This window comes from Fontibacter flavus, from assembly GCF_042432905.1.
Classification (GTDB): Bacteria; Bacteroidota; Bacteroidia; order Cytophagales; family Cyclobacteriaceae; genus Fontibacter; species Fontibacter flavus.
In genome coordinates this window covers 1-14,610 of record NZ_JBHLWI010000009.1, presented here as the reverse complement: position 1 = coordinate 14,610, position 14,610 = coordinate 1, and the positions used below count along the sequence as shown (strand labels likewise).

At 40.0% G+C, this 14,610-nt stretch carries 11 protein-coding genes; 5 read left to right on the top strand and 6 right to left on the bottom strand.

Annotated elements, in window-relative coordinates; all coding sequences use genetic code 11:
• Nucleotides 1–71: 71 nt before the first annotated feature.
• The 3 genes from ACFFIP_RS04650 to ACFFIP_RS04640 all read left to right on the top strand — a co-directional run bounded on the left by ACFFIP_RS04650 (nt 72) and on the right by ACFFIP_RS04640 (nt 4,813).
• The gene (locus tag ACFFIP_RS04650) at nt 72–2,501 is read left to right on the top strand and encodes a glycoside hydrolase family 31 protein (protein WP_382386406.1); all 2,430 of its coding nucleotides are present in this window, start codon (nt 72–74) and stop codon (nt 2,499–2,501) included.
• A 27-nt stretch (nt 2,502–2,528) separates the two neighbouring features.
• A complete protein-coding gene (locus ACFFIP_RS04645; protein WP_382386405.1) occupies nt 2,529–3,863 on the top strand; it encodes an MFS transporter in 1,335 nt (444 codons plus the stop codon).
• 77 nt (nt 3,864–3,940) lie between these two features.
• A complete protein-coding gene (locus ACFFIP_RS04640; protein WP_382386404.1) occupies nt 3,941–4,813 on the top strand; it encodes a type 2 periplasmic-binding domain-containing protein in 873 nt (290 codons plus the stop codon).
• Here the strand turns inward: ACFFIP_RS04640 and ACFFIP_RS04635 are convergent.
• From ACFFIP_RS04635 to dnaG, 6 genes are all read right to left on the bottom strand, one after another.
• Nucleotides 4,767–6,734 carry a tetratricopeptide repeat-containing sensor histidine kinase gene (locus tag ACFFIP_RS04635; RefSeq protein WP_382386403.1) on the bottom strand — a complete coding sequence of 656 codons (1,968 nt, stop codon included), beginning with the start codon at nt 6,732–6,734 and terminating at the stop codon, nt 4,767–4,769. The genes ACFFIP_RS04640 and ACFFIP_RS04635 overlap by 47 nt on opposite strands.
• Nucleotides 6,735–6,763: 29 nt before the next feature.
• Nucleotides 6,764–7,903: a S8 family serine peptidase gene (locus ACFFIP_RS04630; protein WP_382386402.1), complete on the bottom strand. Its 1,140-nt coding sequence runs from the start codon at nt 7,901–7,903 to the stop codon at nt 6,764–6,766.
• Nucleotides 7,904–8,144: 241 nt separating this feature from the next.
• Entirely contained in the window at nt 8,145–8,927 is a 783-nt protein-coding gene (gene surE / locus ACFFIP_RS04625; RefSeq protein ID WP_382386401.1) for a 5'/3'-nucleotidase SurE, read from the bottom strand.
• Between the two features lie 5 nt (nt 8,928–8,932).
• Nucleotides 8,933–9,571, bottom strand: a complete 639-nt coding sequence (locus ACFFIP_RS04620; protein WP_382386400.1) for a hypothetical protein — start codon at nt 9,569–9,571, stop codon at nt 8,933–8,935.
• 98 nt (nt 9,572–9,669) lie between these two features.
• Nucleotides 9,670–10,887 carry a bifunctional 3,4-dihydroxy-2-butanone-4-phosphate synthase/GTP cyclohydrolase II gene (locus ACFFIP_RS04615; protein ID WP_382386399.1) on the bottom strand — a complete coding sequence of 406 codons (1,218 nt, stop codon included), beginning with the start codon at nt 10,885–10,887 and terminating at the stop codon, nt 9,670–9,672.
• A gap of 83 nt (nt 10,888–10,970) precedes the next feature.
• Nucleotides 10,971–12,914: a DNA primase gene (gene dnaG, locus ACFFIP_RS04610; RefSeq protein ID WP_382386398.1), complete on the bottom strand. Its 1,944-nt coding sequence runs from the start codon at nt 12,912–12,914 to the stop codon at nt 10,971–10,973.
• Between the two features lie 180 nt (nt 12,915–13,094).
• Between dnaG and ACFFIP_RS04605 the strand changes: the two genes are divergently transcribed.
• Together ACFFIP_RS04605 and ACFFIP_RS04600 are read left to right on the top strand one after the other, a co-directional pair.
• Nucleotides 13,095–14,189: an Mrp/NBP35 family ATP-binding protein gene (locus tag ACFFIP_RS04605; protein WP_382386397.1), complete on the top strand. Its 1,095-nt coding sequence runs from the start codon at nt 13,095–13,097 to the stop codon at nt 14,187–14,189.
• Nucleotides 14,190–14,201: 12 nt separating this feature from the next.
• On the top strand, nt 14,202–14,450 hold the full coding sequence (locus tag ACFFIP_RS04600) for a NifU family protein (protein ID WP_382386396.1): 249 nt from the start codon (nt 14,202–14,204) through the stop codon (nt 14,448–14,450).
• Nucleotides 14,451–14,610: the final 160 nt, after the last annotated feature.

The window sequence follows — 14,610 nt, the reverse complement described above, 5'->3', positions numbered from 1 at the left end:
TATACTTTCTAAATTAGCTTTTCGCAGTCTGTAAAGTGGCTGTATTCTTTTGCATGATGAAAATAAAATCAATGACTTCTCTTTCAAAGAAAAACAAAAATAAACAGAACCTCTCTGTCGGTAATGTTCTGGTGTGGGAAAAAACCAAACATGGTTTGTCGGGAAAAACAGAGGAAGCAAATTTCTGCATCACTGTATATGAAAGCCATACAATTCGGATTCAAATTGGCAGGGAAGATAACTTTTACCCGAACCCTTATGCCGTTGTAAATCAACCAAGCGCAATCACTCCTTTTGAGTTAATAGAAGAAAAAGAGGCAGTTCGCATTCTGACTTCTAAAATACAGGTAATCATCAACCTTAACCCCTTATACCTGACTTTTTTGACAATAGATGGAAAAATTCTCAATCAAGACGACCCTGCATTCTCTGTTTCCTGGTTAGGCACAGAAGTCACCAATTATAAAAAAGTACAGAAAGATGAAAAATTTATGGGTTTGGGTGAAAAAACAGGCAACCTCAACAGGGCAGGTCAGGCATACACCAATTGGAATACTGATTACTTCGCTTATGGCGTTGGGGATGACCCTCTGTACATGAGCATACCTTTTTACATTGGGGTTCACCATCAGCTTGCCTATGGGATATTCTTTGACAATAGCCACAAAACTGTTTTCAATTTCGGAGCCTCTAACAATAGGTTCATTTATTATGCCGCTGAAGACGGGGATATGGATTATTATTTCTTTCATGATGAAAGTGTGTCCAAAATCATCACTGCATATACCGATTTGACAGGTAAAATGGATATGCCTCCTCTCTGGTCATTAGGATTTCAGCAATGTAGATATTCCTATTATCCGGACTCTGAGGTGCTTACTTTAGCCAATACTTTCAGAGATAAGGATATGCCGGCAGATGTGATCTACCTTGATATCCACCATATGGAAAAATACAAAGTATTTACCTTTGATGGAGAAAAATTCCCCAATCCCCAAGAGATGATTGCAAGGCTTAAAGAAAAGGGATTCAAAGTTGTGGTCATCATGGATCCGGGTATCAAAAATGATATTGGTTACGCTCCATACGATGAAGGAAAAGCCAATGATTATTTCTTAAAATATCCGGATAACAGTATCTATGAAGGACAGGTATGGCCAGGTTGGTGTGCTTTCCCTGATTTCACAAAACCTGAAACCAGATCTTGGTGGGGGGAGAAAATGAAGTTTTATAAAGAAGCCGGAGTAGATGGTTATTGGACAGATATGAATGAGCCTGCTTCTTGGGGTCAATTCACGCCAAATCTGATCAATTTTCATTATGAAGGTGAAGAGGTCAGCCATAGAAAAGGCAGGAATGTCTATGGAATGCAAATGGCACGAAGTGCCAATGAAGGGAGTTTGCTTCAAAACCCCAACAAAAGACCTTTTATCCTGACAAGATCAGGGTATTCCGGAATCCAGCGATATGCTGCTGCCTGGACCGGAGACAACGTGGCCAGTGAAGAACATATGATGGCCGGGATCAGGTTGGTAAACAGCCTTGGATTAAGTGGAGTCTCCTTTGCAGGCTATGACGTAGGTGGATTTGCAGGTGAAGCAAGCAAAGGTGTCTTTGCACGCTGGATGAGCATTGCAGCTTTTTCTCCCCTTTTCCGGGCACATTCCATGATCAACAGTAACGATGCAGAGCCTTGGACATTTGGGGAAGAAGTAGAAGAAATTTCCAGAAACTACATGAAACTCAGGTATAGGCTTCTTCCAACTTTATACAGCAGCTTCTACCAAAGCACTTTGAGTGGCCTTCCTCTTGCTAAAAGTTTAGCGATAGATTATCCTCACGATAATATCATTTACGAAACAGCCTTTCAAAACCAGTATCTCTTTTGTGACTTTTTCCTGATAGCACCGGTTGAAAGTACCAAAGAAATCACAAAAGTTTACCTTCCTGAAGGAGATTGGTACTACCTCTACGACAGCAAGTTCCATGAAGGACATCAGGTAATTTATCAAGATTGTCCCCTTAATTATTTACCAGTATTTGTAAAAGCAGGATCTATAATCGCATTACAGGCCCCTATTTCCCATACGGCAGATTCTCATGATGGAACATTGGAATTCCATGTATATGCCGGTAAAAATGGTTCAAGCTACCTACACTATGAAGATGACGGCAACACCCTGGGCTACAAAAATGGGGAATACTTTAAAAGGGAGATTAAATGGGACGCTCAAAACAAGCAGATTATCTTTGAAAAGCCTGATACAGAAATTCAAAGCAGTTATACCAAGCTCAAGGTTTATTTTCACGGGTTAAAACCAAAGCAGGTTGAATTAGATGGTAAACCTTTAGAAATCAGGCAGGAGAATGTAGCTTTTTTGTCTAAACTGACTGAGTTTGACCCATTACCAGAACACCTACACCCCTTCTTCGAATCCAAAAACACCCCATATATTACAATTGACCATCAAGAGGGAAAATTCATCATTCAACTAAGTTAAGTTAAACTTCACCCATAACCCAAAATAATGCAAGAAGAAAAGGCTAAACCAAAACTCAGTTTTTGGCAAATCTGGAATATGAGTTTCGGATTCTTGGGAATCCAGTTTGGATTCGCACTTCAGGGAGGTTTCATGTCGCGGATTTTTCAAACCCTTGGCGCAGAAAAAGATACTATACCGATGCTTTGGATTGCTGCGCCTTTGACCGGATTACTCGTCCAACCTATTGTAGGTTATATCAGTGACAGGACCTGGCATCCTAAGTTTGGGAGGAGAAGACCTTTCTTTTTATTTGGAGCTATCCTGAGTACCATCGCTTTGTTCTTCGCCCCATACTCTAGCGCACTTTGGATGGCAGCTGGGTCTTTATGGATCCTTGATGCATCAATCAATATCAGTATGGAACCTTTTAGGGCCTTGGTGGCTGACAAACTCCCAGATAGTCAGAGATCTTTTGGTTTTGTCGTCCAGACATTGATCATAGGTATTGGCACTTGGGTGGCCAGTAACCTTCCTTGGTTTATGACCCAGATTGGGATTCCCAATACTGCCGAACCTGGGGTTGTTCCGGATTCTGTCAAATTTGCTTTTGCTATAGGAGCCTTGGTTCTCTTTTCCTCAATACTTTATACCATTCTCACCACAGATGAATATCCTCCTGAGGACATGGATTTGTTCCAAAAAGAAAAAGAGGAAAGCAAGGGCTTTTTCAATGGTGTAAAAGAGATTTTCAAAAATATTGCAGGAATGCCCGAGGTAATGCTTAAACTTGGGGTAGTACAGTTTTTCTCCTGGTTTGCATTTTTCACTATGTGGAGTTTTGCCACCCCCGCCATCACTGAACATGTTTTTAAAGCTACAGATACCTCTTCCCTTGCTTACAACAATGCAGCAGATAGCGTTGGTAATTATCTAGGTACTTATGGACTGGTTTCCATGATATTTGCCCTGATATTGGCTTTTGTAACCAGTAAAGTCAAAATCAATAGAAAATTGGTTCATATGCTAAGCCTTTTTGCAGGTGGATCAGGTTTTATCTTGATCTATTTTATTTCTGAACCATGGATGCTTCACCTTTGCTTTGCCTTGGTAGGTATCGCTTGGGCCAGTATTTTATCGATGCCGTACGCCATGCTTTCAAGCTCCGTGAATCCCAAGCAAATGGGCGTTTACATGGGTATTTTCAATATGTTTATTGTGATTCCACAGATTGTAGCTGCTGTAGGCGGGATCAATTTTACTTACAAGTTCCTTTTTGGGGAAGAAGTGATCTTCACTATGGTTTTGGCTGGAACTTCCTTGATTTTGGCTGGACTGGCAAACCTATTGATCACCAATAAGCAAGTCACCCATGATGGGTAAATATCACTGAAATATGTTTTCAGATACCACTTTACCAGATAAAGCGGTATTTTTGTTTTAAAACAACTTCACAGATCATGACGACAATCAGTATTATGGGAGTCCCAGAACATTTCAATTTTCCCTGGACTGAAGTGATTAAAGTGCAACCATTTGCACATAAAGGCATTGAACTGGTTTGGAAAGACGAATCCAGAGGATCAGGAGCCATGAACAAAGCCATCCGGGAAGGTGATGCAGATATTGCCATCATTCTGACGGAAAGTTTCCTTAAAGACAAAATTGAAGGAAATCCCGGAAAAATTATAGGCTGGCATGTAAAGAGTCCTCTGATTTGGGGTATTCATGTATCTGCAAAAACAATAGAGAATACTGTTCAGGAAGTTGAAAAAGCTCCCTTTTTAATCAGCCGATACGGCTCAGGTTCTCATCTGATGGCCTATGTTTTGGCTGAGAGAGAAGGCTGGAAAAAGGAAGCCCTCAACTTCGAGTTAGTAGGTAATATGGATGGGGCAAAGAAAGTTTTTCTAGAAGAGGGTATGCCAAAAATATTCCTTTGGGAAAAGTTCACAACCAAACCTTTGGTAGACGAAGGAATATTTAAGCGCATTGGTGAAATCCCAACTCCTTGGCCATGTTTTGTAATTGTAGCATCCGAAAAAATCCTGAATGAACATCGGGAAGTGGTCAGAGAGTTACAGCAATTGGTATATCAAAAATCAAAAGATCTGATTATTGATTCCCAAACTCCCAAAAGAATTGCATCAAAATACGGCATTCAGTTGGAAGATATCAATGAATGGATAAAACAAACCAAATGGGCTGAAAACAGTACAATTGAATCCTTTGATTTGGAAAATACCATAAATACATTGAAGGAACTCAACCTGATCAAAAATGGGATCAAACCATCGCTTCTCGTCGATGAGGAGTTGGCATATCTGAAATAACCTGTACTTTTTTGAAAGTGAGCGAAACCAAGGTCCCTTTATTGCGCTCACTTTCAAAGCTTATCTGACCTCCCATCAAGTCAACAAACTCCTTACAAAGGTTTATTCCGATACCTGTACCTTTTTCATTTTCGGTTCCTCTACTTGATTCCAGTAAAGAAAACTTATCATTTTTAATTTTTTCGAGTTTTTCCTGGGTCATCCCAACACCAAAATCCTGGATGGTCAATATCATGTTATTTGCTTCTTCTTTTGCAAATATCCTGACTATTGACCCCTTGGAAGAAAATTTAATGGCATTGCTGATCAGGTTTCGGATAACGATTTGAAGTAGGTCCTGATCTGCCCAAATTTTCACTCCCTGAATAATTTCAAGGTGAATGGTTAAATCTTTAATTTTTGCCTGATGATGGAGTAATTCCAGACATTGATTGATGGTTTCTACATAATTCACCGGGCTTAAATGGACTTTGAAACCTTCCATTTGCGATCTTGACCAACTGAGGATATTATCAAGAGTCACATAAAGCCCGTCAACATTTCTTTTTAAAACATGTGAAATCGCATCAAACTCTTCTTTATTCAAATCCTGATTATGCATCAGACCCAATACACCTTGCAATTGTGCCACAGGCGCTTTGAGGTCATGTCCAAGAATAGAGAAAAGTCTATCTTTAAGCTTGTTCATCCTATCAAGTTCTTCGGACTGTTTTTCTAAAGACAGTTTTTGTCTATTTACCTTTTCCTGTTGAAGTCTTAGATCTATATTGATTGCTTTGGCCTTTTGATGGAGGTAAAACAGCCATACTAAAAGTCCACCTAATATCAGCACACCAATCGTGATCAACCAGCTAAAAGTTCTGAAATTCTTAATTTCTATTTCTTTCAATGCATTTTCAGATTTCAAAAACCTCAATTCTGCATCAGTTTTCTCGACTTCAAACATTCCTGAAATCAAGGCAAGCCTATCCCGATCTACCCGTTCATTAATAAGGTCCTGTAACCTATTGAAGGCCATTTGATTTTGAAAGGCCAAGTCAATTTTACCTTGGGATTCATAGACAAGGGCTAGGTTTTTATAGGTATTGAGCAATTCATCCTGAAAATTATTGACCATACCAATTTCTTTGGCCTGTTCTAATATTTCTATAGCTTTTTTTGAATCACCCTTTAACCAATATGCTTTACCTAAGCGGTGATATATGGAGGCTTCAAAAGATTCAAGTCGGTGATGACTGACCACAGAAAGTGCATTCTCATAAGTTTCTATCGCTTCATCCAGCTGATTTTTTTCGAGCTGCACATCTCCAATTACTCTTTTGGAAAAACTGGTGTAATAACTGGAACCTGATTTGGTGTTTTGCCTAAGTGCCTCATTTGCGTAATAAAGTGCTGAATCCAATTCACCGGATCTACTGTAATTCAAAGCAATATTGTTGAGACTTCTGATGGTAACATATGGCTCATTGAGCTGAACCCCTATTTCATAGGATTCCTTGAATTTTTTAATGGCTTCAGGGTAATTCCTTTGTTGATAATAAATGGCCCCCAGGTTATTCAAGGACATAGCTATTTCCCTGTCATCTTTTTGTTTGACCGCAATCAGATAGGCATCTCGGGAGTATCTAAAAGCCTTGTCCCAAACACCTGTCCTATAATAAATCCAACCCAGGTTTCCCTTTGCCCTTCCTATGGCCACGCTGTCTTTTAATGATAGCGCCAGTTTCTCAGCCTGATTGCCGTAGTGAAATGCTTCAGTCAAATCCTTTTCTCGCAACAAAAAAGTAATTTCATTCAACACCTGAACTTGCTCATAACCAAGCAGTCCTTCCACTTTGGATTTTAAACTATCCAAATGGAGGTCAGTTTGCGCTTTTAAGCCCAAGCTTAAAAAGAGAAAAAAAACTAAAAATCTATTCATGATAATAAAATTAAGAAAAAAGCCTTTTTTTATTCAGGCTTTCCAAATGCTATAGGATCCGGTACAGACAATGGATATCTTAACACGTAACCATTGGTATAAACATCACCCAATACTCTCAAGCCAGCGACATGCGGCGCTGCCATTGAAGTACCTGTAGAATTCACATATCTGGCATTTATCCAAGTGGACAAAATACCTACTCCCGGAGCGGAAAACTTTATAGGTGGCCCAAAATGTGAAAAGGAAGCAAAAATATCCCCTCTTTGAAAAGCCGAAACCGTGATCGTATATTTCCCATTTACTCTGGCTGGACTAAAACTATCCGCAGTCAGGGCACTGTTACCTGCCGCAATAACCATCCATATTCGCCTTTTTTCAGAAACATTTAAGACAGCTTCATCCAGAGCAGTACTACTGTCAAAACCTCCAAAGCTTAAATTCGCAACGTCTCCCGGAATTCCCCTGACTCCAATATGCTCTATCCCGGCGATCATTCCAGAATATGTGTAAGCAGCCCTTGGTCCTGTAAATATTTTGACAGGGACGACTGGAACACCCGCAGCAACTCCAACAACCCCATAATGATTATCAAGCGCCGCAATTGTTCCTGCCACGTGGGTTCCATGACCATGTTCATCGTCTAAATTCCAATCCTTCTTTTTTTCCTGATAGGGATCAAAGCCTTTTTTTTCATCTACATTCAAATCAGGATGGTCAAGGTCTATCCCTGTGTCCACCACAAATACACTATTCCTTCCTCTATATTGAAATGGTCCCCCCACCCTTTCTACCCCCCACGGTATTACCTGAGTACTGACAATAGGATCCTCCTCATTTTTAGGCTTCTTCCCAAGCATCCCCATCCTGTCCTGTTCGACATATTTGACCCTTGGGTCATTAATGACATCTTGGATTCTTTCTTTATCAATCTTTGCAGTAAAACCTGTAAGCGCAAAAGTGAAAGTGCGGTCAACAACTTCCGGGTCAAGCTTGTGGCTTATTAAAAAATCAGTTGCTTCTTTTCTCATTAATACTTGACTTCCTTCATAATCATCGGGATTCAGCTTAAAAGAAATTTTATTTTCATGCAGTACAATGATATACTGATTTTCGATCAGTTCTGTATCATAATTGGGGAAAAGTGATAATTCTTGATCTTCTGCCATTTCCGGTATATTATCACCCTCTATGGCGCATGCAATCATAAAAAAGCATAACAAAAACGAAGAAATGCTTTTGGAGGCAATTCCAAATAAAGTCCTGTCATTCATATTGATATCAAAATAAAAAGAATATTTTAAATGTAATTAAAATCCCAAAATTACCATAAAAAACCAAAAAAAAATATTAATACCATGATCAAAGAAAAAGCCCACATAAACAACCTAAAGCTTATGTGGACTTTTATTAAAATTCATTCCAGTTCCACTCCTCATTGATCTGATTGATGGCATGATGGGCTGTCAAATCATATTGGCATGGCACGATGGATACAAAGTTATTGGCGATGGCCCATTCATCGTTGTCCTCGCCTTTATCAAAATTGACAAAGTTGCCTGCCATCCAGAAATACTTCCTGCCATTTGGGTCAAAGCGTTCCGAAAATTCCTCCTGCCATTTGGCATGGGCCTGACGGCAGACTTTAATCCCTTTTATGGATTCGTTTCTTTTAGGAGGAAAATTCACATTGAGCGCCACACCTTTAGTCAGACCTTTTTCCAATACTTGCTTGGCTATTTTATAAACATAATCTTCAACGTGACTGAAGTCAGCTTTTGAGGAGAAGTCACATAAACTAAAACCAATGGATGGCAATCCTTCCAAAGCTCCTTCAATGGCCGCAGACATGGTTCCTGAATACAGCACAGAAATTGAAGTGTTACTTCCATGATTAATCCCAGATACCACCAGGTCAGGTTTTCTGTCTTTCAGAACATAATGTTTGGCTAATTTCACACAGTCTGCTGGCGTACCACTTGACTTATAGGCCTGTACATCTTCAAAGATATCTTCTTCATAAAGCCTTAATGTTTCTCCAATTGTAATGGCATGGCCCATCCCGGATTGTGGGCTATCTGGTGCTACCACTACAACCTCTCCCAGTTGTCTCATGACATTGACCAAAACCCTAATACCTTTTGAGGTAATGCCATCATCATTCGAAACCAGGATCAAAGGTTTTTCTGACATAAAAATTATTTTATTTGATTGTAATATGCTGTAATTCTTAAAAGGTCTCCCCTTTTATCATGGGACAACCTGTTTTTTCTCATAAAAAGATCGACCTCATCAGCCCTATCTCCCAGGATATCCAATAATTCTTTTTTCTTGAGGGAATACTTCTGAATTTTACCATCTTTGATAAAGAAGTAATTGAAAGCCAATCTATAAGCTCCTCCCATAGCAGGACCCCACATGGGATTCATGGCCATAGGACCATACATCCCCATACGTCTGTTATCTACCACAATCTGCTCTCTGCAAAGTAGCACGATGTCATCACCTTCTGTCAAAATTTCGAAAAAAACAGGTGTCTCATAATCAGCTGCCAATGAATAAGGTAAGGTGTAAAAATTTCTAATACCACCATAAACTTCATCAAAGATTTCAAATTGTGAGACATTGGAGGAACCGAAAGTTTCTACGCCACTTTGCGTCTGTAGCTGCACCACATTGTTCTCAAGATCATATTTGACCATACCTTGGTAAACCTGGCCATTGACACTGACTACCTGTCCTTTGTGCCAAACCTGAGAAGGAAATTGATTTCCTTGGGAAAAACCATGTAAACTTGATAGAAGAAAGAAGATAGTGATATATGCTGTCTTGATCATAAGTCTCTTTTTAATACCCATAATAGATAACGTTTCTAAAAGAGAATTGGTTGATCGTTTAAGGTATTCTTTTTTCAATCTTCTGACAAGTAATAGTTTTATTTCTTCAAAATATTATGACCCATTTTATCTCTTTTGGTCATCAAATATTTTTCATTGTGCGGATTGGGCGATATTTCAATAGGGACCTGCTCCACAATTTCAAGTCCATATCCTATCAGTCCAACCCTTTTTGTTGGATTATTGGTGATCAACCTGATTTTTGAAACGCCCAGATCTCTTAAAATCTGTGCACCTACCCCATAATCTCTTTTGTCCATAGGCAATCCCAAAGCCAGGTTTGCCTGTACAGTATCCATTCCCTGCTCCTGAAGTTTATAGGCTTTCAGCTTATTGATCAAACCGATTCCTCTTCCTTCCTGATTCATATATAAGACTACTCCCTTACCTTCTTTTTCGACCATTTCCATGGCTTTATGAAGTTGGGGACCACAGTCACATCTACAAGAGCCAAATATATCTCCGGTAACACAGGAAGAGTGTACCCTGACCATCACAGGTTCATCTTTATCCCAAGAACCTTTGATCAATGCCAGGTGAAGATCATTCGTATTTGTCTGTCTGAAAGCAATCAGATCAAAGTCACCCCAAGTAGTTGGCATTTCCACACCGATTTCTCTTTTGATCAAAGACTCATTCTTAAGTCTGTAAGCAATAAGATCCTTGATAGAGACCAACTTTAACTGAAATCTTTCTGCCACTTTGACCAAATCAGGAAGACGGGCCATGGTGCCATCTTCATTCATGATTTCAACCAATACACCAGCTGGAGACAATCCTGCAAGTCTTGCAAAATCAATGGCTGCTTCAGTATGGCCAGCACGACGGATGACCCCACCTCTTTTGGCTTTCAACGGAAAAATATGTCCTGGCTTACCCAGTTCATCTGGATGAATAGAATCGTCCACCAAAGCCCTGATGGTTTTCGCCCGGTCACTGGCAGAAATACCTGTGGTACAGCCATGACCAATTAAATCTACCGATACAGTAAAGGGAGTTTCATAGGCAGCGGTATTCGTTCCTACCATGAGCTCCAAACCCAATTGCTCACACCTATCTTCAATAAGTGGGGCACAGATTAGGCCTCGGCCATGGGTCGCCATAAAATTGATGATTTCGGGAGTAACCTTTTCGGCAGCACAGACAAAATCACCTTCATTTTCACGGTCTTCATCATCCACCACTATGATCACTTCACCTCTTTTTACCGCTTCAATTGCATCCTCTATTGGATCGAGTTTAAATTTTTGGGACATTTTATTTTATTACTTGGGTTTTTCTGCACGTAAAATTAAACGCTTTATTCAGGAAAACAGTGAAAACCAAATTAAAGTTTGGTTTAAAAACTGATCACTATTCCCAGCTGTTTATCAATTTCTACCTGGAATTTTTTCAATTCCATATAAATGGATAAACGTTCGGTAAGGACATGCTCATCCAGTTTTTCCATTTCGGCTTCTTTTATTTTCATTCTTGCTTCTTCCAGCATTTTTTTGAGTACTTTTTTCTTCAAATGCAAAATACTATCATACACTGTTTTGGCTAGATCATCAGCTTCATGGTATGTAAAAATCTGAAAACGGCTTTCCCAAAGTGTCGACAATTCATATCTCCTTGTGATCATATTGATGACTTCTCTTTTTACTTCTGCATCATCATGCTTCAGGAAATATTCAGGCTGAGGTAAAACACCTTCAGAAAGCGCATCTTTATAGATCTCCAAAATTTTCTTATAAACAGGGGTTTCAAAAACCAGTTCGTCTGTTTCCTGAAGTAGATATTGACATACATGCAGGTCATCGGAAACCATTTCAAAACCATAAGAAACCAATAACCTCAACATCTCCCTTTCCTGTAATTCCAGAATTTTGGATACAGAAGTAGGCTCCTCCTTAACAGGCAGAAGATCTTCCACAAAAGAAGCGGCTTCAGCCTCCTGTCGCTGTTCCTTGAAATGTTGGTCTTTTTGGCCTTTCAGGTAAATCTTGTTCAGTTCTGCCTGAATAATATCCTCATCAATCTCCAGCAGGTTTGCCGACTGCCTGATGTACACAGTTCGGATAACAGGATCAGGTATTTTCGAAATACTCTGCACCACCTGCTTGATCAATTCTGCCTGCTTGATTGGATCTTTGGAAGCCTCTTCGGCATAAAGCCCGATTTTGAAGGAAATAAAGTCCTGGGCATTCTTTTCCAGATAGGTGGTAAATGCTGCTGATCCGACTTTTCTTGCGTAACTGTCGGGGTCCTCACCGTCCGGAAAAACTACCGCTTTGACGTTAAGACCTCCTTCCAAAATCATATCAATCCCTCTCAAGGAGGCTCTGATACCGGCAGCATCCCCATCATATAGCACTGTGATATTGTCGGAGAACCGCTTGATGAGCTTGATCTGATTTTCTGTAAGGGATGTCCCGGAAGATGCTACCACATTCTCAATGCCGGCAAGATGAAGGGAGATTACATCCGTATAGCCCTCTACCAGGTAACAGTTGTCTTTCTCCCTGATGGATTTCTTTGCCTGGAAAATACCATAAAGTATATCACTCTTATGGTAAACTTCTGTTTCAGGAGAATTGATATATTTGGGCTGCTTTTTATCCTGGGTCAAAATTCTGGCACCAAAACCTATTGGCTTGCCACCGAGATTATGAATGGTAAAAGTTACTCTTCCCCTAAAGCGGTCATAAAACCTGTTGGCATCTCCTTCCTTCTGAAGAATAAGACCTGCTTTCATTAAGAGTTCATCAGAATGCCCCGCAGCTTTTGCAGCCTTATGCAAATGATCCCAACCATCGAGCGCATATCCCAGGTCAAACTTATCAATGATATTTTGGTTGAATCCCCTTTCTTTAAAGTAGCTCAGGCCAATGGATTTCCCCTCCTCGGTCATAAGGTTCTTAGCAAAAAAATCTTTGGCAAAATTGAGTACTATGTAAAGGCTTTCACGTTCATTATAAGCTTGAATCGCTTCAGGAGTAACATTCTGATCTTCTTCTACTTCTATCCCGTATTTCTGAGCAAGATGACGGATGGCTTCATTGAAGCCAATGCCCTCTATGTCCATCACAAACTGGATAGGATCTCCCGCTTTACCACATCCGAAACATTTATAAATCTGTTTGGCCGGAGAAACTGAAAAAGATGGCGACTTTTCATTATGGAAAGGACAGCATGCCCAAAGATTCTGACCTTTTCTCTTCAAGGGCACATAATCACCAACAACCTCTTCAATGTCGGCCCTATCCTTCACTTTTTCTGTCGTCGCTCTACTAATGGTCATATGAATTCAATTCGGATTTCAAAGATAAAAAGTATTGCTTCAAAACATAAGGATATTCAAGTTCGAAACTATTTCTAAGGCTTGGAAGTTTCTTTATTTTAGAGGTGATTAACTTCACCTTACTCTTTTTATTTAGAATATTTATAAACTAAATTGCGCACAAAATAAGTTTCTATCAGAATGTCCATCAATAAAGAAGAAGTATTAAAAGCCTTATCAACCGTTGAAGATCCAGATCTTAAAAGAGACTTGGTCTCATTGGGGATGATCCAAGGTTTGGCAATAGACGGTAATAAAATAAGTTTTAAGGTGGTATTGACTACCCCAGCATGTCCTCTTAAAGAAGTAATCAAAAACAATTGTATTGAAGCACTCGAAGAGGCATTTGGAAAAGATATAGAGTTGGACATTTTTATGACCTCCAACGTGACCACAGTTAGGGACAACACACCTTTATTGCCCCAAGTCAAAAACATTATTGCCATTGCATCAGGAAAAGGAGGGGTAGGTAAATCCACTACCTCTAGTAATCTTGCCGTGGCTCTTGCCCATTCGGGTGCAAAAGTCGGTTTGATTGATGCAGATATTTCCGGTCCATCTATCCCTACCATGTTTAATGTAGAGGCAGAGCAGCCTGCGGTAAAACAGGTGGATGGCAAAAATATCATTATTCCGATTGAACAATATGGAGTTAAGCTGATGTCCATTGGTTTTTTGACCCCAGCTGAATCAGCTGTGGTTTGGAGAGGGCCGATGGCAAGCTCTGCATTGAAGCAATTTATCGCTGATGTGGATTGGGGTGAATTGGATTACCTGCTTATTGACTTACCTCCAGGAACTTCAGATATCCATCTGACCATGGTACAGACAGTACCCGTCACGGGCGCTGTGATTGTGACCACACCTCAGAAGGTAGCTTTGGCAGATGCAACAAAAGGTTTGAGTATGTTCAAGCAACCACAGATAAATGTTCCTGTTTTAGGTGTTGTGGAAAATATGGCTTATTTTACTCCTGAAGAACTTCCTGACAACAAGTATTACTTGTTTGGCAAAGAAGGAGGTCAAAGACTTGCTGAGAAATTTGGAGTACCTTTCCTTGGAGAAATCCCAATAGTACAAAGTATAAGGGAAAGTGGAGATACAGGCTATCCTGCCTACTTCAAATCGGGAGTTACCCAGGAAGCATTTTCTTTCCTAGCGGAGAATGTCGCACGACAGGTGGCGATCAGAAATGCTGAACAGAAAAAAACAGAAGTTGTACAAGTGAACATTTGATGATTGAATAAGATGGAAGCAGAATTGAGAGAAAGAGTTGAGAAAGCTTTGGATAGTATTCGGCCTTATTTAGAGGCCGATGGCGGCAATGTCAAAGTGGTGGAACTGACCCCTGAAATGGTACTAAGACTTGAATTGACAGGCACGTGCAGCTCTTGTCCCATGTCTACCATGACCCTTAAAGCCGGTGTCGAGGAGGCGATCAAAAGAGATATCCCTGAGATCAGCAAAGTTGAGGCTGTAAATGTTGCCGTAGCTTAAAGTAGTACACATGAGAAATTCATTTCCCCATTATCGGGGGTGTCCGAAAAGTCGAGACACCCTTTTTTTATTGTTGATCTTCTCTAAAATTATTATTTTAGAGTTGAACAAAATACAACAATGTCTAAGGTAGTTTTTAAAAATCAGACTGGCAATTGTC